A 22,686-nucleotide genomic window follows, 5' to 3' on the forward strand; every position below is an offset into this window, starting at 1 on the left:
CGCGGCGGTCAGCGCGCCTACGCCGCCGGGATGGACGCGCCGGTGCGCCGGTCCCGCCAGCTCGGCTGCAGCGGGGTGGTGGAGTAGACCAGCTCCGGCTGCGCCCCCGGGCCGAGCTGGCGCACGGCGCGCTCCCGGGTCACCCCGGGGAAGGCCGCCGGCGGCGCCGCGGCGAGGTCGTCGACGGTCGAGAAGTAGGCCTGGTCGCCGCAGGAGCGGAGGAAGACGGCGAGCCCCGCGATCGTCCGCGGGGCACCGTCGGGTCCGGGGTTGGTGCCCAGCGGGAACACGATCGCGTCGTGCCGGCCGGGGTCGAGGGCGGCGATGTCGACCGGGCCGCCGAGCGAGGTCGCCGCGGCGAGGTCGGGGTGCAGCGCCGAGGCCGCCTTCAGGGCGGCGTCCTCGAGGGTGCGGGGCATGGTGACGTCGTAGGGCTGGTCGAAGTCGCCGAGGGCGCGCAGCTGGGCGGGCAGGTCGGGCACCGGCGGCGCCGCCGCACAGCCGCCCTCGGCCCGCGACCGGGCGGCGAGGACGGCGACGGTCAGCAGGCAGGCGAGAAGCACTGCGGCGAGGCCGGCGAGCCGGGGGTGGGACCGGAGGTGGTGCACGTTTGCGACTGGTTCCCGAGGTGCAGGTGAGGTAGCGTGGCGGAGGAGAGCGCCGAGGTCGGACCGGCGCGACAGGGAGGATGGGCTGGGTGATGTCGCCGGCGGGACGCATGATCGCTGTGCTTGCCGCCTGCGTGCTCTCGGCCGGCTGCGGTCAGCCCGGCCGCGACCCCGGTCCCGCCGCCCCGGTGTCCCGGGCGGCCCAGGTCGCGCCGCTGGTGGCGGTGCTCGAGGCGCCCTTCGGATCGGTGCCGAACGCGGTTCGGCTGGTGGGGCTCGACGGCGTCGAGGCCGCCCGCCTGCCCCTCCCCGACGACGCCGAGGCGGTCGCCGTGGGAGGCCACCGGGTCCTGGTGGCCGGGGCCGGGCGGCTGCTCGGTGCCAGCGTCGGCGGCGGCCCGGCCCCGGTCGCGCTCAGCCTGGTCGAGCCCCTCGCCGCCGGCGGCGCCGATGCGCTGGTGCGCGGGCTGGTGATCAGCCCCGACGGCCGCGGCTGGCTGTTCGCCTCGGTGGTCCAGCACGGCGACGGCACCATCACCTCCCGGATCCACCGCGGCGGCGTCGGCGAGCCCGACCGGGTGGTCCTCGAGCACACCGCCGCCGGCCGCGCCCTGCAGCCGGTGGCCTGGACCGCCGGGGGCGTGGTGGTCGGCGACGAGCCGGTGGGGATCGGCGGGTACGTCCTCTTCCGGCGAACCTTCGGGCCCACCAGCCTGCTCGACCTCGACAGCGGCAGCCTCCGCCCGCTCACCGCGGAGGCCTGCGCCTTCAGCGACCTGGCCGCCGACGGCACCGTCGCCTGCGTCGTCGACGGCCGCGAGGGTCCCAACCAGGCCGGCCCGGTGCGGCTGCGCATCCAGCCGCGCAGCGGCGCGCCGACCGAGGTGCGGATGCCTGCGGGGATCCAGCAGGCGGGCGCGGCCCTCTTCTCGCCCGACGGGCTCTGGGTGACCCTTGCCGGCTCGCCGGCGACCGCGGAGGCGAGCGAGCCGGTGACCGACGTCCTCGTCGACCGCCACGACGGCACCGTCCACCCGCTCCCCGCCTCGGGGCTCATCCCGGTGGCGTGGCTGCCCGGCGACCGCATCCTCGCCGACCGGCCCACCGGCATCGAGGGCGGCGACCCCGGCACCTGGACGATCATCCCCGGTGCCGGTGCCACCCGTCTGAGCACAGCGCCGGTGGCGCTGGGGCTGCTCTAGAAAAGCTTCAGCCGGTGCTCTCCCGGAGCGGCTCCTCGGTGAGGAGCAGCGGCTCGATGCCGTCGGTGATCGACTGCTCGGTGATGATGCAGCGCTTGATCTCGGGACGGCTGGGGACGTCGAACATGCTGTGCAGCAGGACGTCCTCGATGATCGACTTGAGGCCGCGAGCACCGGTGCCGCGCTCCAGGGCACGCTTGGCGATCGCCTTCAGCGCCCCCTCGTGGAACACCAGCTCCACGTCGTCGAGCGCGAAGAACTTCTCGTACTGCTTGACGAAGGCGTTCTTCGGCTCGGTGAGGATGCGGATGATGTCCTCCTCGTCGAGGTAGTCGAGTGCCACCGTGATCGGGAGGCGGCCGACGAACTCGGGGATGAGGCCGTACTTGAGCAGGTCCTGCGCCTGCAGCTCGCGCAGCAGCTTCGTGGAGTCCTTGGTGCGGGTCGACCGCGGCTTGCTGCCGAAGCCGATGGCGCGGTGGCCGATGCGCTGCTCGATGATCTTCTCGAGGCCGTCGAAGGCACCACCGCAGATGAACAGGATGTTGGTGGTGTTGATCTGGATGAAGTCCTGGTGGGGGTGCTTGCGGCCGCCCTGTGGGGGCACGTTGGCCACCGTCCCCTCGAGGATCTTCAGCAGCGCCTGCTGCACGCCCTCGCCCGAGACATCGCGGGTGATGCTCGGGTTGTCGGACTTGCGCGCGATCTTGTCGATCTCGTCGATGTAGATGATCCCGCGCTCGGCCCGGCTGATGTCGAAGTCGGCGGCCTGGATCAGGCGCAGCAGGATGTTCTCGACGTCCTCGCCGACGTAGCCGGCCTCGGTGAGGCTGGTGGCGTCGGCGATGCTGAAGGGCACGTCGATGATCTTCGCGAGGGTCTGCGCCAGCAGGGTCTTGCCGCACCCGGTGGGGCCGACCAGCAGCACGTTCGACTTCTGCAGCTCGACGTCGCCCGCCGTCTTGGAGTGGGCGATGCGCTTGTAGTGGTTGTACACCGCGACGCTGAGCACCTTCTTGGCGTGCTCCTGGCCGACGACGTACTGGTCGAGCGCTGCGCAGATGACCTGCGGGTTGGGGATCAGCCCGCTCTTGGTGCGCTTCTGCGCGGTGCTGCGGTTGTCCTCCTCCAGCACCTCCTGGCAGAGGTCGATGCACTGGTCGCAGATGTAGACACCGGGACCGGCGACCAGCTTCCGAACCTGCTCCTGTCCCTTTCCGCAGAAGGAGCAGCGGGTGTGGCGCCGGCGATCGTCGCGCTCGTTCACCGGCGCATGACCTCCCTAGTTCCGGGTGGCGGCGCTGCCGCCGTCGGTGGTCGGGCCCGACGAGCCGCCGTTCACGCCGCGCGCGGCGGGCTCCGCGACCCCTGCGCCGTTGGTGCCGAGGCGGCCGTGACCCTCGATGATCTCGTCGATCAGGCCGTACGCCCTGGCCTCCGCAGCGCTCATGAAGAAGTCGCGCTCGGAGTCGTGATTGATCACCTCGATCGGCTTGCCGGTGTGCTCGGCGAGGATCTCGTCGAGGCGCCGGCGCACCCGCAGGATCTCCTGCGCGTGGATCTGGATGTCGGTCGCCTGGCCGCTGAAGCCCGCGGAGGGCTGGTGGATCAGCACCCGGGTGTTGGGCAGGCTGTAGCGCATGCCCTTGTTCCCGCCGCCGAGGAGCACCGCCGCCATCGACGCCGCCAGACCCAGGCAGATGGTGCTGACCCGGGGCCGCACGTACTGCATGGTGTCGTAGATCGCCAGGCCGGCGTACACCGAGCCACCCGGCGAGTTGATGTAGATGGAGATGTCCTTCTCGGGATCCTCACCCTCGAGGTAGAGGAGCTGCGCCATCACCACGTTGGCGATCTGATCGTCGATCGGGGTCCCGATGAAGATGATGCGGTCCTTCAGCAGCCTCGAATAGATGTCGAAGGAACGCTCGCCACGGTTGGTGGTCTCCACCACCATGGGGATGAGGTTGTGGAAGGTGGTCATCACCCGCATTATACGGTCGGTTTTTGGACTTCCCGGAATCGGCCCGATCACCCCTGGCCGCGGGCGATCTCGACCGCCCGTTCAGCCGCCCCGCGGAAGCGGAGGTCGCGCTCGGCCGCATGCTCCAGGCGGTGACGATCCTCGTGGCTCAGCTTGCGGTCGGCGGCGAGCCGGTCGACCTCGCGATCGACCTGGCTGCTGTCGACCTCGATGCCCTCGGCGGCGGCCAGGGCCTCGAGCACCAGCTCGAGCTTCACCCGCATCGTCGCCGGCTCGCGGGCCTCGCCCCGGATCTTCTCCAGGGTCTGCCCGGTGTACTCGAGATAGCGGTCGAAGCGCATGCCCGCCTGGTTGAGGCGCATCTCGGTGTCGCGCAGCTGGCGGTCGATCTCGCGCTCGATCATCACGTGGGGGACGTCGAACGAGACCGAGTCGCGAAACGCGGTGAGCACCGCCCCCTCGTAGCGCTAGCGATCGAGGCGCTCGGCGGCCTCGGTGAGCACCTGCTGGTAGTGGGCGCGGAGCTCCTCCAGAGTCTCGCCGTGCTTGTCGAGGACGGCGAGGCTGTCGTCGAGCGGTGGCAGCTTGCGCTCCTTGATGCGATTCACGGTGATATCGAACACCACCGTGGCGCCCTGCAGCTCCTCGGCGGAATAGTCGTCGGGGAGCGTCACCTCGCTCGTGCTCGACTCGCCGACGCTCAGCCCGAGGATGCCCTCGACCAGCCCGGGGAGGACGCGCTCGCGGTCGAGCTCGACGTCGCGCTCCTCGGGCTCGGCCACCCGCACGCCGTCCCGGCTCATGCCCAGGGTGGCGGTGACCACGTCGCCCGCCTGCGCGGGCCGGTCGGTGACCTCCACGAGCTCGGCGTGGCCCTTGCGGACCTCCTCGAGGGCGGCGTCGAGCTTCTCCTCGTCGATCTCGGTGATCTCCTCGTCGACGCGGATCGAGGCGTAGTCGCCGAGCTCGACCTCGGGCTTCACCGTGACCCGCGCCGTGAAGGTGATCGGCTTGCCGCGCTCGAAGTCGCCCACCTCGAGCTCGTCGGGGTCGCCGACCGCCTCGACCCCGGCCTGGGCGAGGGCGCGGAGGTAGAGGGTGGGGATGAGCTTGTCGGCGGCCTCGCGGCGGACCGCGTCCCAGCCGACGGCGCGCTCGACGAGCGCGGCCGGAGCCTTGCCGGGACGGAATCCGGGCAGGCGCACCTGCCCGCTCAGCCGGCGCAGCGCCTGCTGGACGGCGGTGTCGACCTCCGAGGAGGGGGCCTCGACGGCGAGCTCGACCTGGGAGCCGGGTTGGGGTTCGACCGAGACGGTGAGCTCGGCTGCGCTGCTGGGAACGGAGGCCACTACAGATCCTCTGCGGGGTTGCGGGCGGGGCCGGCCGGCGAGCACCGCCGTGCGCGGACCGAGACTCGAACTCGGACGGGTCTCCCCACGGGATCCTAAGTCCCGCGCGTCTACCGATTCCGCCATCCGCGCTGGGCCGGATCCCGTTGTCCGGTACGGGCGGACCGGGAGTCTAGCACCGGTGCTCGGGGCCACCTCGGCGGGCGATGGCGGACCGGTGACGAGCTCACTCACGCCCTTGCCAGAAAACCCGATCACCCGTAGGATGACCCGCACAGGGGGTGCCTCTCCGGCGGGGGCCGGAGCACCCGGCAACATCCGCGGCGACGTGGGCCGGACACGGGTCACGCCACCGCCGACCAGGAGGTGTGTGGATGGAGCCGATTCACTTGGCCGCAACGGCCGAGGACCCGCAGCAGGTCGTTGCGAAGATCGAGCAGAGGGCGCTCCGGTTGTCAGCGCTGCTGCGGGAGATCGACAACCATCCAATCGAGCTGGCCGGAAACTTCCGTAGCCAGCTCGACGACGTTTTGGAGCTCCTCGCCTGCCGCGTTGCGGCCACGCGGGCGCTCCTCGGGCATCGTTCCCCGCTGCTCACCGCATCGGAGACGATGGCCTGACCACCGCCCGACCCAGGGTCGGGCGAACGGTGTGATGGAGACGGCCGAAGCAGCCGGCCGTCTCCATTTTTACAATCGAGGGGACGACGTCCCCCGGTCCAGTCGCGGGAGCCGCTTGGCGCATCCCGCGACTACCCCCTGGCCGGCACTCGCCGGCCTCGCCGCTCTTCCCTCGACTGGTTCGGCGTGCGCCGTGCCACCAGGACGAGGAGCAGGAGGCCCGGGATCCCGGGGAGCCCGGCGCCAACCGTGCGACCGGTCGCCATCGGGCAGGTGGCGGCGCTGTGGACGTGGCCGATGATCAGGTCGACGGCACCGCCGCTGATGTGGACGGCGTTCACGGTGAGGCCCCGGCCGCCCGGGTCGGGGATCTGCTCGTCGAGCACCAGCAGCATCGCGTCGGGCTGACCGGCGAGGAGCACGGCCATCCGCGTGTTCGGCACCGGGCCGGAGGGACCGCTTGCCAGGTGCAGCCCGCCGAGCTGGAGGTCGCGGACGCTGGCGTGGCCGCTGGGCGCGAGGCGGCAGCCCTGGGTCACCGACTCGGCGGCGACCCCGTCGACGACCAGTCCCAGGGGCGTGGTGAGCGCGACCACCCGCAGCCCGGAGGTGCAGGCGGCGGCGGCCGGCGGGGTGAGCGGGGCGGTCTCGAAGCCCGCGGGAGGGGCGCCCTCCCCGCAGTCGATGCGGCGGCCGCTCTCGGTGGTGGCCAGGGTGCTGCTGCCGCCGAGGCTGATCTCGTCGATCCCCGGCGGGCAGGCGCCCGGGCCGCAGCCCGCTGCCGAGGACCTGGCGGTGGGCCGCCGGGACGACGCCGAGGCCGACGTCGGCGCCACCGGGCCGAGGCTGGCGAGGCCGGGCAGCCCGATCACGCCGAGCAGGGCGTAGGCGTCGGCGGCGGCCGGCCCGCGTGGTGGGGGCGCCGCGGGGGTGGCCACCGGGGCCAGGATCGCGCCGGTTCCGGGCAGGGCGCCGGGGAGGCCGGCCACGGGGCCTCCGGCGGTCGCGTGCGGGGGCGGCGGCTCCGGCACGGAGGTGGGCGGCGGGCTGACCCCGGTTCCCGGGGCCGGGGCGGGTACGAGCACCGGGGCGGGGCTCGCAGGCAGCCGGCTGAGCGTGGGGGTGCGGGCGCTGCTGAACCCGACGTTGGGGATGCTGAGCAGGCCGCCGGCGGCGAGCACCGCCCCGGCGGCCACGGTTGCGGTCATCGAGGCCGCGTGGCCACCCCAGCGCGAGAGCGTCCCGGCAAAGGGCGCGAGCAGGGGCAGCTGGCCCAGCCAGGCGGCGAAGCCGAGCCCGCGCCAGAGCCGGCCCAGCGAGATGTTGAGAAAGGCGCGGCACACCACCGGGTCGAACTGGGTGCCGGCGTTGCGCACCAGCTCCTCGCGGGCGGCGACCGCGGTCATCGTCCTCTTGTAGGGGCGCGCCGCGGTCATCGTCTCGAAGCAGTCGGCGACGCAGACGATCCGGCCGCCGAGCGAGATCTCCTCGCCCCTCAGCCTCCGGGGGTAGCCGGTGCCGTCGAAGTGCTCGTGGTGCTGCTCGGCGGCGAGCATCCACACCCCGAGCCACTCGTGGAGCGGGCTGAGCAGCCGGGCGGCGGTCTCGGGGTGGCGGCGCAGCTGCACCCACTCCTCGTCGTCGGGGCGACCGGGCTTGTTGAGGATCGACGCCGGCACCTCGAGCTTGCCGATGTCGTGGAGGAGCGCCGCCCAGCGGAGCCGGTAGCGGGCCTCCTCGGGGATGCTCATCTCCTCGGCGATCATGTCCGCGAAGATCCGCACCCGCTCGGAGTGGCCGCGGGTGCGCCCGTCGTGGACGGCGAGCGAGGCGATCAGGGTGAGCACGGTCACCGCCCCGCGGGTGGCCGGGTCGGCGGGGTCGCGGTCGACGGCGCGATCCAGCTCGGCGGTGAGCTCCTTCACCCGGCCGCGGTTGCGGGCGACCTTGAAGCGGCCGGGGGCGCGGTCCGGGAAGAGCATCGAGAGCTGGAGCAGCGCCACCAGGGGCAGCGCCCGGCGGCAGAGCCGGTCGGCCACGAGGAAGGCGACCAGGCTGACCACCACCACCGCCGTCCACCACAGCAGCTCGTGCCAGCGGTCGGCCGGGAACGGGAGCGCCCGTGAGACCGCGATCGAGACCGCCAGGGTGGCGACGATCGGGACGAGGAAGACGAGAACGCGCACGCAGAAGGCGAGCCCGGGGCGGCGCCGCCAGCGCTGCGCCGCCGAGGGGTCGCGGCGGTCCGCGTCGCGCCGGATCCGCCGCCGGCGCAGTCTCTCTCGCATGTCGCTCCTTCCCGGCCGGCTGACCGGCCGGTTCATTTGACCACGGACCGGCGCCCGCGGTCAGGAGACGACGAAGTTCACCAGCCGGTCGGCGACCGGGATCACCTTCCGCACCTGCTTTCCATCGAGGAGGGAGGCGATCCTCGGCAGCTCGCGGGCGAGGCGCTCCAGCTCGGCCCCGTCGAGCCCGGGGTCGACCTGCATCTGGTCGCGGACCCTGCCGTTGACCTGGACCACCACGGTCACCTGCTCGGCGGTGAGCAGGGCCGGATCGTGCTCCGGCCAGCCCGAGTCGTGGATGGACCGGCGGTGGCCGGTGCGCTCCCACAGCTCCTCGGTGATGTGCGGCGCCAGCGGCGCCAGCAGCTGGAGCAGGGTCTCGGCGTCGATCCGCCGTGCCGTCCCCTCCGCCGCCTCGCGGGAGAGGCCGTCGGAGAACTCCATCAGGAAGGCGATCGCGGTGTTGTACCGGAGCTCGGCGTAGCGCTCGCCCACGGCGGCGATGAGCCGGTGCCGGCGGCGCTCGCGATCGGTGTCGTCCGCCTCCGACACGGCCTGCTGAGTGACCCGCCAGACCCGGTCGAGGAAGCGTGTGATGCCGCGGATGCCGTCGTCGCGGAAGTCGCCGCCCTCGGTGTACGGGCCCAGGAACATCAGGTAGATGCGCAGGGTGTCGGCACCGTGGCGCTCGAGGTACTCGTCGGGGTTGACGACGTTGCCCTTGCTCTTCGACATCTTGGCGCCGTTGCGGATGATCAGCCCGTGGGCGCGGAAACGCTTGAAGGGCTCGGGGTCGGGCACCAGGCCCTGCTCGTGGAGGGCGCGCATCACGAACCGCGAGTACATCAGGTGGAGCACGGCGTGCTCGTTGCCGCCGATGTACATGTCCACGGGCAGCCAGCGGAAGGTGCGGTCGCGATCGAAGGGGCGGTCGTCGAACTCGGTCGAGGGATAGCGCAGGAAGTACCAGGCGGAGTCGAGGAAGGTGTCGCTCACGTCGGTCTCGCGACGCGCCGGCTCCCCGCAGGTGGGGCAGGGCACGTTGACCCAGTCCTGGTTGGCCGCCAGCGGCGAGGTTCCCGTCCCCAGTGGCCTGAACTCCTCGACCTCGGGGAGCAGCACCGGCAGCTGGTCGTAGGGCACGGGCACCGGCCCGTGGGTGGGGCAGTGGATGATCGGGATCGGCGGCCCCCAGTAGCGCTGGCGGGAGATCAGCCAGTCGCGCAGCCGGTACTGGACGGTGGCGTCGCCGCGGCCGAGCTCGCGGAGCCGCTCGACGACGCGCTGCCGCCCCTCCCGCGAGGGGGTGCCGTCGAGGTCGGCGGAGTTCAGCATCGGGCCGTCGCCCGGGTAGGCCTCGGCGGCGACGTCGCCGCCGCCGATCACCTCGACGATGGGCAGGCCGTGGGCGCGGGCGAACTGCCAGTCGCGCTGGTCGTGGGCGGGCACCGCCATGATCGCGCCGGTGCCGTAGCCGCCGAGCACGTAGGGGGCGGCCCAGACCGGCAGCCGCGCGCCGGTGAGCGGATGGATCGCCACGGTGCCGAGGTCGACGCCCACCGAGAAGTCGGGCTCGTCGCCCGCCGGGGGCAGCGACGCCCGCCAGCCCTCGACCTCGGCGGCCCGGTCCGGGGCGGTGAACTCGGCGAGCCTCGGGTGGTCGGCGCCGATCATCAGGAAGGTGGCGCCGTAGAGGGTGTCGGGGCGGGTGGTGAAGACGGTGACGTCGGCGCGGGCGCAGCCCTCGAGGTCGAAGCGGATGTTCGCCCCCTCGCTGCGGCCGATCCAGTTGCGCTGGGCGGTGACCGTGCGCTCCGACCAGTCGAGGTGGTCGAGGGCCTCGAGAAGCTCCTTCGCGTAGCGGGTGATCTTCAGGAACCACTGGGTGAGCACGCGCTGCTCGACCACGCTGTCGCAGCGCTCGCAGCGGCCGTCGATGACCTGCTCGTCGGCGAGCACGGTGAGGCAGGAGGGGCACCAGTTCACCGGGCCCTCACGCTGCTCGGCGAGGCCGGCCTCGAAGAGGCGCAGGAAGATCCACTGGGTCCAGCGGTAGTAGCCGGGGTCGGTGGTGTCGACCTCGTGGTCCCAGTCGAACATCGCGCCGAGGCGCTTCAGCTGCCGCTCCCGGAAGTGGGCGACGTTGCGCGGCGTCATCCGCGCCGGGTGCTCGCCGATCTTGAGCGCGAAGTTCTCGGTGTGGATGCCGAAGGCGTCGAAACCCATCGGCTCGAAGACGGTGTCACCCAGCAGTCGGCGGTAGCGGCCGTAGATGTCCGCGCCGGTGAAGGCGTAGACGTTGCCGACGTGGAGCCCCTCGGCCGACGGGTAGGGGAACATCATCAGGTTGTAGAAGGGCCGGGCCGGGGCGTCGAGGTCGGTGCGGTGGGCGCCCGTCTCCTCCCAGCGGCGGCGCCACTTCGCCTCCACGACGGCGTGGTCATAGGGGTCGAGGGCGTGGGTCGAGGGAACGGGCTCGGTGGTGCTCATTCGTGTTCGTGGTGAACCGGGTTTGGCGAGCGCACAGGGTACCGCCTCGCCACCGCCCCGGGGGCGGGATCGGCGAGATCGGGAACCGGCGCCGCGCGGCGGTCCGGACGTGGTCAGACCCTACACTGGCGTGCGCCGATGACCGTACCCGGGGCCGCCGCCCAGCAATCCGCCGCCGCCGCCGCGCCGCTGGCCTGGGCCGAGGGCGTGCTCGAGGGCGAGGCCCGGGCGGGCAGGCTGCGCCGCCCCCGACGGCGGCTGGGCGGCAGCGGCGCGGTCGCCGAGGTCGACGGCCGCAGGGTGGTGGTGTTCTCCTCCAACGACTACCTCGGGCTCGCCGCCCACCCCCGGGTGCGCCGAGCGGCGGCGGACGCCGCCCTCGAGCACGGCGTCGGCTCCACCGGCTCGCGCCACCTCAGCGGGTGCCACGCCGCCATCGACGAGCTCGAGGCCGACCTCTGCGCCTTCGAGGGCGCGCCGGCGGCGACCCTGGCGCCGAGCGGCTACGCCGCCAACGTCGCCCTGCTCCAGGCCCTGGGCGGACCCGACGCGCTGGTGCTCAGCGACGAGCGCAACCACGCCTCGCTGATCGACGGCTGCCGGCTCAGCCGCGCGGCGGTCGAGGTCTATCGCCACCGCGACCTCGACGACCTCGCCGCCCGCCTCCGCGCCGCCGCCGGCCGCCGGGCGGTGATCGCCAGCGACAGCGTGTTCTCGATGGACGGCACGGTGGCCCCGATCGACGGCCTCCTCGCCCTCGCCGAGCGCCACGGCGCCTGGCTGGTGCTCGACGAGGCCCATGCCACCGGGGTGCTGGGTCCCGGGGGCCGGGGCGCCGCCGCCGAGGCGGGGATCGACCCCGGCCATCCTCAGGTGGTGAGGGTGGTGACCCTGTCGAAGGGGCTGGGGGCCCAGGGGGCGGGGATCTGCGGCCACCCGGCGGTGCGCGGGCTGCTGCTCCAGCGGGGGCGGGCGCTGATCTTCTCGACCGCCCTCCCCCACCCCACCGTCGCCGCCGCCCGCGCCGCCCTGGCGGTGCTCGCCGCCGAGCCGCAGCGGGTCGACCGGCTGCGCGCCAACGTCGCCCGGCTCCGCACCGCGCTCGCCGCGCTCGAGCCCGGCGGCCGCGCCGACGTGCCCGTGCTCCCGGTGCCGGCCGGCGCCGAGGACCGGGCGGTGGCCCTGGAGGCGGCGCTGCTCGACCGGGGCATGCTGGTCCAGGCGGTGCGGCCGCCGACGGTGCCGGTGGACACCTCGCGGCTGCGCATCGCGGTCTCCGCCGAGCACACCCACGAACAGCTCGACGCCCTCGCCGGGGCGCTGCTGTCGGTGCTGGGAGAAGGGCGGTGACCGCCCGGCTGCTCGGCGTCGTCGGCACCGACACCGACGCGGGGAAGACGGTGGTCGCCGCCCTGGTCGCCGCCGGCCTTCGCGGACGCGGGCTGCGGGTGGGCGCGGTGAAGGCGGTGGCCACCGGGGTGGCGCCGGGGTCGACCGGGGGCGATGCCGCCCTGCTCGGGCTCGCCACCGGGGTGCCGGCCTCCGCCTGCGCGCTCGAGGAGCTCGCCCTCCCCCGGTCGCCGCTGGCCGCCGCAGCGGCCGAGGGTCGCGGGGTCGACGTCGAGGCCCTGGAGCGGGAGATCGTGCGGCGGGCGGGGGACGCCGGCCTCGACCTGCTCGTGGTCGAGGGGGTGGGAGGGGTGCTGGTCCCGCTCACCGCGGGGTGCACGGTGCGCGACCTGATGGGGCGGCTGGGTGCGCCGGTGCTGGTGGCGGGCCGGGCCGGGCTCGGAACCATCAACCACTGCGCGCTCACCGTCGACGCCTGCCGCGCCGGCGGGCTCGAGGTGGTCGGGGTGGTGCTGAGCGACGTCGCCGGCGGGGTCGACCCCGACCTGGCGGCGGAGAACGCCGGCCAGGTCGCCGCCCAGTGCCCGGTGCGGGTGCTCGGGGTGCTCCCCCACCTCTCCGCCGCCGACCTCGGCGACGCCGCCGGGCTCGCCGCCTCCGCCGAGCGTCACCTCGACCTCGATGCCCTCCTCGCCCGCCTCGGCGAACCCGGGCGCCGGGCGGAGGAGGCCGAGACCGCGGAGGTGGTGCGCCTCGACCACGCCCACGTGTGGCATCCCTTCACCCAGACCTCGGAGTGGCTGGAGGAGGAGCCGCTGGTGATCCGCGACGGCGCCGGCTGCCGGCTGCGGGACGCCCGCGGACGCGTGTACCTCGACGGCATCTCCAGCCTCTGGGCCAACGTCCACGGCCACGCCCACCCCCGGCTCGACGCCGCCCTCCGCGACCAGGCCGGGCGCATCGCCCACTCGACATTCCTCGGGCAGACCCACGCGCCCGGCGCCCATCTCGCCGCCGAGCTCGCCGCCGCCGCCCCGGGCCGGCTCACCCGCGTCTTCTACTCGGAGGCGGGGGCCGCCGCCGTCGAGGTCGGGCTGCGGATCGCCGTGCTCGCCCAGCGCCTCCGCGGCGAGTCGCGGCGCACCCGCTTCCTCTCCCTCGAGGACGGCTACCACGGCGACACCGCCGGCGCGGTCAGCGTGGGGCGGTCCGAGCCCTTCCACCGCGGCCTCGACCCGCTGCTCTTCGACGCGGTGCGGGTGCCCCCGCCCCAGCTGGTCCGGGCCCGCCGGGGCGGCTCGGCGGACGCGGCGGAGCGCGAGTCGCTCGCCGCGGTGCGGCGGGCCGTCGCCGAGACCGGCGACCGGCTCGCGGCGGTGGTCGTCGAGCCCCGGGTCCAGGGGGCGGCGGGGATCTGGCCGCACTCCGACGCCTGGCTGCGCGCCGTCGCGGCCGAGGCCCGCGGCTGCGGGGCGCTGCTGCTCTGCGACGAGGTGGCCACCGGCTTCGGCCGCACCGGCGACCTCTTCGCCTGCGGCGGCGCCGGGGTCGAGCCCGACATCCTCACCCTCGGCAAGGGCCTGAGCGGCGGCTACCTCCCCCTCTCCGCGACCCTGGTCGGCGACGACCTCTTCGACCTCTTCACCGGCGCCTACAGCGAGCACCGCACCCTCTACTACGGGCACACCTTCACCGCCAATCCGCTCGCCTGCGCCGTCGCCCGCGCCTCCCTCGCCCTCTTCGAGGAGGAGGGCACCCTGGCCCGCGCCCGCGACCTTGGCCGCCGGCTCGGCGAGCGGCTCGAGGAGGTCGCCGACCTCCCCGGGGTGACCGAGGTGCGCCGCCGCGGGGTCATGGCCGGCATCGAGCTCGGCGGTGGCCGGCTCGACCGTCCCCTCGACCCGGCGCTCCGTGCCGGCCGCCAGGTGGTCCTCGCCGCCCGCCGCCGCGGGGTCATCGTCCGCCCCCTCGGCGACGTGGTGGTGCTCAACCCTCCCCTGGTGATGACCGACGCCGACGCCGACCTCATGGTCGAGGCGGTCGCGGAGTCGATCGTCGAGGTCGTGACACGCCTCCCCGCCCTGCCGGGGGTGCGTTGATAGGATGGGCGCCCCGGGAGCCTCCCCGCCGACGTAGCTCAGTGGTAGAGCAGCCGCCTCGTAAGCGGCAGGCCGGGAGTTCGAACCTCCCCGTCGGCTCCGGGGGTCCAATGTTGGCGTCGTAGCAGGGATTTTGTCCCTCCTACGATCTGTCCTCCGGAGGCCTCCAGAACCCTCGAAAAGCGCGCATGAAACACGCCATACACTCTTCGGCTTGTTTGTTACCATTTCATTCCCATAGCCCCTCTGAGGGGGCGACCGAAGGGAGGATCGGCATGCGCGGAGCCCAGCGGACCCGCCGGGTTCTCGGCCAGGGCGCCGTTCTCCAGCTTCCGGAGCATCGCCTCACCTGGAATGAGGCGGTCGACCTCTTCATCGGCGACAAGCGGCTCGACGGGCGTGCCCGCCAAACCATCCGGAACTACGAATGGGTGCTCAAGGGCCGGGCCAAGGAGTTCGCGGCCGAGCAGGGCTTCACCACCATCGAGCAGTGGGACGCGGAGGCCTTCCGCCGCTTCAAGGCCGCCCTCGCCGGCGTCGACCCGCCGCTGTCGCTCAGTGCGCTCTCGATCCACCACCGGACGATGAAGACCTTCCTGCGCTTCTGCCTCGAGCGGCACTACCTGAGCGACCCGCAGGTGCTCATGGTCAAGGGGCCCAAGATCCCGGAGCAGCATCCGCGGGGCCTGAGCCAGGACGAGGAGCGCAAGCTGCTCGCCGCGGCGAAGCGACTGGGGGAGCGTGACCGCATGCTGGTCGAGCTGCTGCTGCGTACTGGGCTGCGACCCCAGGAGGCCGCCCGGCTGACGATCGATGACCTGCAGGAGACCGTGAACGGGGTCTGGCTCATCCGCGTCTACGGCAAGGGCGACAAGGAGCGGATCATCCCGCTCGACACCCCACACCACGCCCTCAGCGAGACGCTTCGGAACTACCTTCGCAAGGAGCGGCCCAAGGACACCCGGCGGCGGGAGATGTTCCTGACCAAGCGCCACACGGGCCCCGACGGCGATTACGCGCCGATGACCTCCAACGGGATCGCCAAGCTCTTCGGACGGATCGCCGACCGGGCGGGCGTCCAGGCCCACGCGTACCGGTGCCGGCACACGTTCGCGATGCGCTCGCTCGCCGCCCGGCTGGACCACGAGGCGCTGCGCAAGGCGATGGGGCACACCACCTATCGCATGACGATGCGCTACCTCACCGCGACCGAGGAGGACCTGATCGCCGCCTACCAGCGTCGCACCGACTAGACACACGGGAGAAAGTCCGCCATCCCGTCCACGTCGGGGATGTCGACGAGCACGCGGATCACCTGGGCGGCCTTGTGTCGGCTGACGGGAATCCCACGGACAAGGTGGCTCACCGTGGTCTCGCTGACCCCCGTGCGACGAGCCAGCTCCCGCTGGCTCAGGCTCTTGCGGTTGAGTGCGGCGACGACCTTCTCGGGGTCCAGACTGACCCGGCTCATGTCACCGTTCCTCGCATTCTTGATGCGGCATCACGTCTCCTCCCGCTTCGCCATGGCGCTGATGCCACACGCCAGCGCAGCTGACATCTCGCGCGCCCGACGGCGGGCCTTCCGGTCCCCGAGCTCAGCGAGACGCATCTCGGCGTCGATGGCGTCGACCAGGGCAGCAAGCACCGCCTCGGGGGGCTGAGGCGGCTCGAGGGCCAGAGTGGACGCCCGCCCGATGCACACCTCCAGGGCGGCCGTCTCATTGCCGACCATTGTGATGACGTCGGCGACCCGGTCAGGATCGTCGGGCCGCTGGAGCCATGCGAGACGCTCGGCGAGGTCCTCGCACAGCGAGCGGGTACGGGCATGAACCAGTCGGTGCCGCGCGAGGGCCCGGCGTCTGGCATCCGCCTCCACGAGGGTTGTCGTGACTAGGGAGAAGCCTCCCCCCGCCGGTGCGATGACGGACATCTGCTGTTGACCTCCTGAGTGAGTCGTCGTGGTGCTGGCGGAGCGGCTTGCCGGGGTGCGCGTATGGATCACGACCGCTGCTCCGCGGCCATCGACGTGCTCGCCCGCGCTGGGCTCGCTGCACTGTCGCCGTCTACAGACCGCCGGCTCCTGCCGTTACCGCGCTGCCGTCCACCGACCATGTAGGCGCATTCGATGCAGTGATCACGGTCGTCGCACACCTCCCACCGACCGCAGCGCCGGCACCACCAGTGAGTCATCGTCTCGACTTCGATGAGCTCGGACATTCCAGGTGCCTCCTCGGTCCCCCGCTGGGGCGCCACCGGCCCCGATGGCGGAACCGGCGCGGGCCCCGTCGCCGCTGTCAGGGCTGCCCGGTGGGCACGGCGAAGCCGCTTGGGCTTGACAGCACCGGGCGCCGGGGCGCGCGACCCTGCCATCGGATCGGGGATCGGTGGCGGCTCTTCGGCAGGGAGCGATCGGGCGCACATCGTCACCGCTCCGCGTCGGACGTGACCGCGTCGGCGGTGTCCGCCGGAATGGGCGTGCCCTCCGGCCGGTCGAGGAACCGCACGGTGCCGGCGACGATGACGGTGCGCCGCTGCGGCACCGCATCGCGCTCCCACCGCTCCGTGTGGAGGCGGCCCTCGACGAAGATCAGCCGGCCCTTCGCGAGGTACTGCGCGCAGGTCTCGGCGAGCGTGTCCCAGGCGGTGACGTCGTGGAACTCGGTGCGCTCCTCGCGGTGCTCGCCACTGCCGACCATCTCGTTGGTGGCCAGGGCGAGATGGCAGACCGGCGTGCCCTTCGGCGTGTAGCGCAGCTCCGGGTCGCGCGTCAGGCGACCGATGACCTCGGCACGGTTCAGCATGGTGCAGTCCTCCGTGATCGGTGCGGGCTCAATCGAGCCCGATGTCCAGGTCGTGCTCGACACCTCGATGGATGGCCTCCCGCTCGGGAGGCGACCACTCGATGCCGGCCGATGGCGTTCGCTGTGGCTCCTCGGGCGGCACGTCCACTAGGGCGTCCGACTCCGGTGCCGTCCTCCGGTCGACTTCGCGTCCGCTGTCGTACAGACGGTCGAGGCTCTGAGCGGCGCGCTCGCGTGCCGCCCATTCGGACTCGCGCTCTGCATCGAGCGCGTCCAGCCGGTCCTCCTCTCGAGCCCGAACGAAGTCCGCATGGCGTACGTCGTCGTCCGAGACGGGACGGTCCCGCTCACGCATGGGCCCTCTCGCCGGTGAGATGGCCTGGGACGACTCATCTCGCTCGGCGAGCGTCTCGGGGCTGGACAGCGCCGCACCCTCTCCGAGCGCGACGTACACCGCGTCGTCGAGATCGACCGGGGCTTTCGCCGAGGGCCACTCGCCGTATGCGGAGCGGACCCTCTCCTCGCTTCCCTCGAGGTCGCGCCAGCCGGGGAGGACGCTGTCGAGGGCGACCTCGGCGGTAGACCGGTCGTCGCCACGGGGGATGAACTCGACCTCGTCCTTAGCGGCGAGGGTGTTCCAGCTCCCTTTCTCGTCCTGCCACGGGATGTAGCGCCAGGGCAGTTCAGCCGGCGCGTTGTCCGGTTCGAACGCGCGCCCGACACCGTCAGCCCACCAGCCTCCCTGACGATCGAGGATGAAGTCGGGACTCGAGCCCCGGTCCCAGGAATCGCGTCCGTACGCCTCACGGTTCACGACCATGAAGTCGTGGCGCTCGGGACGCCATTGGTCGACCTCGGCCGCTGGGTCGTAGATCTCGTGGACGTACTCGTGTGTGGGCGTGAAGGGGAAGGGCCGGCGCAGACGGGGGGCCACCAGGTCGGCCATCTCCTTACCAGCGGCCTGCTCACGTTCCTCCGGTGACATCCACGGGGTGAGATCGCCGCCCTCGATGACACTCCACTGGCGAGTCCACGGTGCGGTTCGCTCACCGGCGGCACGAGGAGCATCGCCATCCCACTCCGCTGTGGGTGCCAGCTGTGCTTGCGGGTCGAGGTCGACGAAACCCGAGCGGTGGACGGCAGCCTCCTGCGGCGAGCGGAGAGCCTCCTCGTACGAGGACGCCGCCCGGGCGAGGTCGCGGATCTCCGCCATGTCCCCGGCGACGTCTCGGCGCCGCTCGCACCGGCGACGGGAACCGCCGCCCATCCACTCACGCAGACCCATGGCGGGTCCTCCCTCCCGGTCCGCCGTGCGGGCGGCCGTACCGTCGCGCGTCAGGGTGCAGCTCGACGATCCGCGCCCTGCCGGCGACCACGTCGACCACCGGCGTCAGCCTGTCCCACTGCCGGAACGGCGTCAGCTCGGTGTGGTCGGCGACCCGGATCACGCCGGGCGGGTAGTGGCCCATGACCACGACGGCGTTCCCCGGCGCCATCTGCCGGATCTCCGCAGCGGGCATCCGCGGCACCCGGACGTAGCCGTCCTGGGTGCTCTCGTAGTGGCCGACGTCGAAGACGTGGAAGGCGTGGAAGGGACCCTGGGCTCCCCGGGAGATCGACCTCGTCCGCTGCGGCACCCAGTGCTCGCCGGCGAGCTTCTCGATCCGGTCCAGCACCTCGCCGTCACCGCACCCGGGGAAGAGGACGGTGGCGACGCCACCGCCGAAGACCAGGCCCCACGCGGTGTCCTTCCCCCACCGCGTGACCGCCTGGCCCATGTTCTGGAGGGCGGCGAGCACGACGATGTTGCGGGAGCGGCCCTCGGAGACGATCGACGGCAGCGACTCGAGCGGGCAGATGTTGGCGACCTCGTCGAGCGCGAGCAGCAAGGGAACCGGCAGTTGGCCGAACCGGTCGCTGACCCGGAGCGCCGCGGTTCGAACCTCCTCGACCAGGCCGACGACCAGCGGTGAGAGGTCGACCTGGGCGTCACTCGGGGCGACCACGAAGATGCTGTTCGCGCCGGTGAGGAACTCGTAGGGCTCGAACCCGCACGCATCCGCCGCGTCGGCGCAGCGCAGCACCGCCTCCGTGTCGAAGGCGGAGAGGATGCCCGCCACCGCGCTCCAGAAGGAGCTGCGCTCACGGTCGGGCGTCCTGGCGATACCCTTGAGCACCTGCAGACCGAAGAGGTCGTGGTGGCGCTCGAGGATCTGCATCGCCGGCTCGATGCGGAACCCGCTCGTCCAGGAGACGACGGTCGACATCGGCAGCCCCTCGAGCGCGGCGGCATGGAGCAACTCGGTGAGCAGCTGGGTGCCGCGGGTGCGCCAGTGGGTGCGGTCGACCGATCCCTTGCCCGCGTCCTGGCACAGGTGGAAGGCGCGCTGGCGGGCGGTGTCGCGGTCGCGGCAACCGCGCAGCGGCGACCAGGTGAGCCGTCGCACGGCGGGGGGTGTCCCGCCAAGCACCCCGAGGGGGTCGAAGCACCACACCGTGCCCCGGTGCGATCGGACCGCGGCGCAGGCGTCGAGAACGTCGCGCTTGGTGGTGGTCGTGAGCACGCAGCCGGTCCAGGCGAGGACGTTGGGGATGATCACCCGGCGGGTCTTGCCGGTGCCCATGCCGCCGAGGAGGATTGCCGAGTGCTGCCACGGTGCCGTGATCCAGGTCCGGCCCGAGAAGCCGATGACCACCTCGCAAGGCGGGAGGCCGTACGGCTCAACGGCGAGCGTCGCGCGCACCGGCCGAAGGCGGGGGCGCCTGCCCGACCGACGGTCCACCGCCCTTGCCAGGCGGCCGCCGCCGGCCGCGAGGCCCGGGCTGAGCGCGACGACCCAGCCGGCCGACGGGTGTCCGGCCCGCCCGAGATGGAGGCCGTAGCGGATGGAGGCGATGACCGGGATGGCCAGGAGCAGGGGGACGGCGGCGGTGGCGATCCGGCGCATTCCCCGACCGGCCTGCGAGGCGTGGGAGAGGGCGGCGAGGCCGGGTACCAGCGGTGGCACGCCCACGCCGGCGACGACGCAGCCCATCCAGAGAGCGTGCGGACGCCAGCGACCGAGCGAGATGACCAGATCGACGAGGCGTCGCCAGGCGACAACAACCAGCCGGACGACGGCCGCACAGAGCGGGGGCACCCCGGCTGCGGCGGTCCGGAGGAGTGCGAGCAGGCGGCTGCGGCTCCGCCGGAGGGCGGTTGTCACCATGGCGGATGTCCTGCGGGAGCGCGGCGTCGGCGCGCCACCGCCTCGGCGACGGCGTCCTCGAGGGCGGGCGTGGCCACCGGGTTCCCCCAGGGCTGCTCCCTCGGTGGGTGGGCCCCGTGGTGTCCACGCACCTCCTCCCAGTCGCGCTGGAGGGCGAAGAGGGCGGACCACCACTCATTGGCGGCCTTCGCCGGGGCCTCGGGGTCGAGGACCGCCTCTCGCCAGTAGCGGAGAGCGGCGAGCCGTCGGACAACCCATCCGTGGACGTACCAGCACCCGGGGACGTCGACGTCGCAGTCCCGAAGCCACCCCACGAAGCCGGAGAGGTCGAGGTAGGCGGACCGGAGCTCGTCGGGGGTCAGCGCATCGAGGTCCCAGGGAACCAGGACGGTTGCGCTGCTGTGAGCCTCGGCACTCATCGCCACCGCCTCGCGCGCCCGCCGCGATACACGTGGAGGAAGGGCTGGTAGCTGCTGCGGCTCATGACCCGCGGCGGTGCCCAGTACACCCTCGGCCGTCGCACCAGCCGGAGGAGCCACACGGCGAGTGCGCCGCTGGCGAGGACCAGGAGGCTGAGGACGGCGAAGTAGGCGGAGCCGCCGGGGATACCGGGGGCCACTGGGTCACCGGGGTGCTGGCTCAGCTGGATGAACTCGGCGGCCGAGTCCGCGCAAGACACGGCCGGCCACGATCCGTGCTCCAGGCCACCGAGCACCTGACCAGCTGCCCAGACGTAGAGGAGGGCCAACGCGAGAAGGACTGTTGCGATGAACGCGAAGGTCCGGAGGGGATGTGTCCTCTCCCGGTCATGCGCGTAGTACGGGTGGCGGTCCATCAGCGCGCTCCTGCATCCAGCTGAGCGAGCTCGCCGCCGCGCCGCCTATGGGGGCGACGGCAGCAACTCGCTGTGCGTGCAGGAGACCGCCTCTGCGACCAGCTGACTAGGCGCACCCTGTCATCACTCTGTCTCGAATGGCAAGGTGATGACAAAGAGCTAATCCACCCCCCCTATCCGAGGCCCGAGGGCCCCGTTCCGCCCTGGCTCCGCTTGGCGCCCGTCCACCCTCGCCCGCATCCTTGCACCGCGAGAACGCTGCCACATTCCCCCGAGGTCCACGACCCAGAGTGGTCGCCGCACCCTGACGGAGGCCGCGCGGCGCGCGAGCGAGCCCAGGGGCTCCGCCCCCGGACCCCACGTCCGCGAGGGGGGCACCCCCTCACCTCCCCCATCGTCCTGTGGTGCTGTGTTGCTGACGCGTCGTACGCAGACGCCCGTAGCACCGCGGTGGGGTTCGGGTTCGGCATCAGCGATGCGGTCACCGACAGACCAACTCCGCCCCGGGGCTCAACCGTGAGGGGAAACCTCGCGGATGAGCCTACCGTGGTCTGCCACGGCGTCAGCGCCCGGCGACGGAGCTGCGACGGTGCCATCGCCGGAACGGGAGCGATAGGCACCGCCGGTGTCACGGTGAGAAGGCGAACCCGGGGGGGCTGCCTCTGTCGCCCCACGTCGGCGTTAGCCCCCGTGTAGCGATCGGGTCCGCAGCTCACCGACAAGGGTCGCCACGATCGGCGGAGCGCGGATCCCGTGGTGGACGTGGTGGCCACGGTAACGGGCTGGCACGACTCGCCAGCGGCGGCTCGGGAAAGCCTGATTCCCATGTGAGGATCGCCTGACCTCGTTCCTCCGGCGGATGGGGTGCGGACCCTGCCGGTCCCATGACCACCGAACGAGGACTCTCCATGCTCCCGCGCCACTCCGAGCGCCTCGATGCCCGGCGCCGTGTCGTGCTCGCCCTTTTCGCGTTCTGCGTGCCCGCCGCCACCACGCTCGTCATGATCGATCGGCCGCTCATCGCGGCGGCGTCGACCACCCCAACCCTGCTTGGCGAACAGAGCTGGTACACCATGGACAAGCATCAGCTGTGGGACACGGCGAGCCTCTCGGTGAACGTCGCCAGCGGCGACCTCCTCCTCCACGAGAAGGACCTCGCGATCGCAGGCATCGCCGGCCACAACATCAACCTCGACCGCTACTACAACAGCCTGTCCAACGGGGCCGGCGGCGGAGCCGACTTCGGCTCGGACTGGGTCATGAGCGCCGGCGGCGACGTCAAGCTCACCATCGGCGTGGGCACGATCACCTACCAGGGCCCGAGCAGCTTCCAGCAGGTGTTCAACGCGAACGGCAGCGCTTGGCAGGAGCCGAGTCCAGCGGGGCTGGATGCCAGCCTGGTCGGTGCCAGCGGCGGCCCCTACACCCTCACGTACCACAATAACGGACAGGTCTTGACCTTCAACGGCACCGGCCAGCTGACCAGCAACGCCGACCGCAACAGCGGCTTTCAGGCGCCGAACACCTTCACCTATGCGTACAACGGCGACGGAACCCTCCACCAGGTCACTGACGCCAGCGGCCGAACCGTCAGCTTCACCTACAACGGCGGCGGCAACGTGGCGACGATGGTGGATAATGCCCTGGGCCGCACCTATACCTACACCATCAACGGCAGCCACAACCTCACAGGTTACGCCGACCCCGCGAACCCGACGAAGACGGCCGTCTTCGGCTACGACACGCTGGGCAAGCACGAGATCGTCGACATCACCGACCCCGCCGGGGCCGGCCACACGCACCTGGTCTATGACACCAACCACCGCGTCACCGAGCTGGACTTCACCAAGG

General features: G+C 72.5%; 20 protein-coding genes and 2 tRNA genes. 7 read left to right on the plus strand and 15 right to left on the minus strand.

The window, feature by feature from the left end; translation table 11 throughout:
* Positions 1-17: 17 nt before the first annotated feature.
* A complete protein-coding gene (locus VGL20_12075) occupies positions 18-608 on the minus strand; it encodes a hypothetical protein (GenBank protein HEY2704420.1) in 591 nt (196 codons plus the stop codon).
* Positions 609-718: 110 nt separating this feature from the next.
* Between VGL20_12075 and VGL20_12080 the strand changes: the two genes are divergently transcribed.
* Entirely contained in the window at positions 719-1,810 is a 1,092-nt protein-coding gene (locus VGL20_12080) for a hypothetical protein (protein HEY2704421.1), read from the plus strand.
* A 7-nt stretch (positions 1,811-1,817) separates the two neighbouring features.
* On the opposite strand, the gene clpX is transcribed toward VGL20_12080, so the two are convergent.
* The 5 genes from clpX to VGL20_12105 all read right to left on the minus strand — a co-directional run bounded on the left by clpX (position 1,818) and on the right by VGL20_12105 (position 5,275).
* Positions 1,818-3,077 (minus strand): ATP-dependent Clp protease ATP-binding subunit ClpX, encoded by a 1,260-nt coding sequence (gene clpX / locus VGL20_12085; GenBank protein HEY2704422.1) that lies wholly within the window; start codon positions 3,075-3,077, stop codon positions 1,818-1,820.
* Positions 3,078-3,092: 15 nt separating this feature from the next.
* Complete coding sequence (clpP, locus tag VGL20_12090) at positions 3,093-3,794, minus strand: ATP-dependent Clp endopeptidase proteolytic subunit ClpP (protein HEY2704423.1); 702 nt, start codon at positions 3,792-3,794, stop codon at positions 3,093-3,095.
* A 47-nt stretch (positions 3,795-3,841) separates the two neighbouring features.
* Entirely contained in the window at positions 3,842-4,246 is a 405-nt protein-coding gene (locus VGL20_12095; GenBank protein ID HEY2704424.1) for a hypothetical protein, read from the minus strand.
* Positions 4,247-4,261: 15 nt separating this feature from the next.
* A complete protein-coding gene (gene tig, locus VGL20_12100; protein HEY2704425.1) occupies positions 4,262-5,143 on the minus strand; it encodes a trigger factor in 882 nt (293 codons plus the stop codon).
* A 50-nt stretch (positions 5,144-5,193) separates the two neighbouring features.
* Positions 5,194-5,275 (minus strand) — tRNA-Leu (locus VGL20_12105).
* A gap of 242 nt (positions 5,276-5,517) precedes the next feature.
* Here VGL20_12105 and VGL20_12110 point away from each other — a divergent pair.
* Positions 5,518-5,763, plus strand: coding sequence for a hypothetical protein (locus tag VGL20_12110; GenBank protein HEY2704426.1), 246 nt, complete (start codon positions 5,518-5,520; stop codon positions 5,761-5,763).
* A 131-nt stretch (positions 5,764-5,894) separates the two neighbouring features.
* On the opposite strand, the gene VGL20_12115 is transcribed toward VGL20_12110, so the two are convergent.
* Together VGL20_12115 and leuS are read right to left on the minus strand one after the other, a co-directional pair.
* Positions 5,895-8,051 (minus strand): HD domain-containing phosphohydrolase, encoded by a 2,157-nt coding sequence (locus VGL20_12115; GenBank protein HEY2704427.1) that lies wholly within the window; start codon positions 8,049-8,051, stop codon positions 5,895-5,897.
* A gap of 60 nt (positions 8,052-8,111) precedes the next feature.
* Positions 8,112-10,541 carry a leucine--tRNA ligase gene (leuS, locus tag VGL20_12120; protein HEY2704428.1) on the minus strand — a complete coding sequence of 810 codons (2,430 nt, stop codon included), beginning with the start codon at positions 10,539-10,541 and terminating at the stop codon, positions 8,112-8,114.
* 138 nt (positions 10,542-10,679) lie between these two features.
* Here leuS and VGL20_12125 point away from each other — a divergent pair, with 138 nt between their 5' ends.
* The 4 genes from VGL20_12125 to VGL20_12140 all read left to right on the plus strand — a co-directional run bounded on the left by VGL20_12125 (position 10,680) and on the right by VGL20_12140 (position 15,243).
* A complete protein-coding gene (locus tag VGL20_12125) occupies positions 10,680-11,891 on the plus strand; it encodes an aminotransferase class I/II-fold pyridoxal phosphate-dependent enzyme (GenBank protein ID HEY2704429.1) in 1,212 nt (403 codons plus the stop codon).
* Entirely contained in the window at positions 11,888-13,990 is a 2,103-nt protein-coding gene (bioA, locus tag VGL20_12130) for an adenosylmethionine--8-amino-7-oxononanoate transaminase (GenBank protein ID HEY2704430.1), read from the plus strand. Before VGL20_12125 ends, bioA begins: the two co-directional genes overlap by 4 nt.
* Positions 13,991-14,017: 27 nt before the next feature.
* Positions 14,018-14,089, plus strand: a tRNA-Thr gene (locus VGL20_12135).
* A gap of 176 nt (positions 14,090-14,265) precedes the next feature.
* A complete protein-coding gene (locus VGL20_12140) occupies positions 14,266-15,243 on the plus strand; it encodes a tyrosine-type recombinase/integrase (GenBank protein ID HEY2704431.1) in 978 nt (325 codons plus the stop codon).
* Here the strand turns inward: VGL20_12140 and VGL20_12145 are convergent.
* The 7 genes from VGL20_12145 to VGL20_12175 all read right to left on the minus strand — a co-directional run bounded on the left by VGL20_12145 (position 15,240) and on the right by VGL20_12175 (position 20,679).
* A complete protein-coding gene (locus tag VGL20_12145) occupies positions 15,240-15,461 on the minus strand; it encodes a helix-turn-helix transcriptional regulator (protein ID HEY2704432.1) in 222 nt (73 codons plus the stop codon). The genes VGL20_12140 and VGL20_12145 overlap by 4 nt on opposite strands.
* Before the next feature lie 30 nt (positions 15,462-15,491).
* Positions 15,492-15,920 carry a hypothetical protein gene (locus VGL20_12150; protein ID HEY2704433.1) on the minus strand — a complete coding sequence of 143 codons (429 nt, stop codon included), beginning with the start codon at positions 15,918-15,920 and terminating at the stop codon, positions 15,492-15,494.
* A gap of 493 nt (positions 15,921-16,413) precedes the next feature.
* On the minus strand, positions 16,414-16,791 hold the full coding sequence (locus VGL20_12155) for a single-stranded DNA-binding protein (protein HEY2704434.1): 378 nt from the start codon (positions 16,789-16,791) through the stop codon (positions 16,414-16,416).
* A 28-nt stretch (positions 16,792-16,819) separates the two neighbouring features.
* The gene (locus VGL20_12160; GenBank protein ID HEY2704435.1) at positions 16,820-18,076 is read right to left on the minus strand and encodes a hypothetical protein; all 1,257 of its coding nucleotides are present in this window, start codon (positions 18,074-18,076) and stop codon (positions 16,820-16,822) included.
* A complete protein-coding gene (locus tag VGL20_12165) occupies positions 18,063-20,000 on the minus strand; it encodes a TraM recognition domain-containing protein (GenBank protein ID HEY2704436.1) in 1,938 nt (645 codons plus the stop codon). Before VGL20_12165 ends, VGL20_12160 begins: the two co-directional genes overlap by 14 nt.
* Positions 19,994-20,419: a hypothetical protein gene (locus VGL20_12170; protein ID HEY2704437.1), complete on the minus strand. Its 426-nt coding sequence runs from the start codon at positions 20,417-20,419 to the stop codon at positions 19,994-19,996. The genes VGL20_12165 and VGL20_12170 overlap by 7 nt, the downstream gene beginning before the upstream one ends.
* Complete coding sequence (locus VGL20_12175) at positions 20,416-20,679, minus strand: hypothetical protein (protein ID HEY2704438.1); 264 nt, start codon at positions 20,677-20,679, stop codon at positions 20,416-20,418. The genes VGL20_12170 and VGL20_12175 overlap by 4 nt, the downstream gene beginning before the upstream one ends.
* Before the next feature lie 1,040 nt (positions 20,680-21,719).
* Between VGL20_12175 and VGL20_12180 the strand changes: the two genes are divergently transcribed.
* A partial coding sequence (locus VGL20_12180; GenBank protein ID HEY2704439.1) for a DUF6531 domain-containing protein occupies positions 21,720-22,686 on the plus strand: 967 nt, incomplete at its 3' end.

This window comes from Candidatus Dormiibacterota bacterium (assembly GCA_036495095.1).
Taxonomy (GTDB): domain Bacteria; phylum Chloroflexota; class Dormibacteria; order Aeolococcales; family Aeolococcaceae; genus CF-96.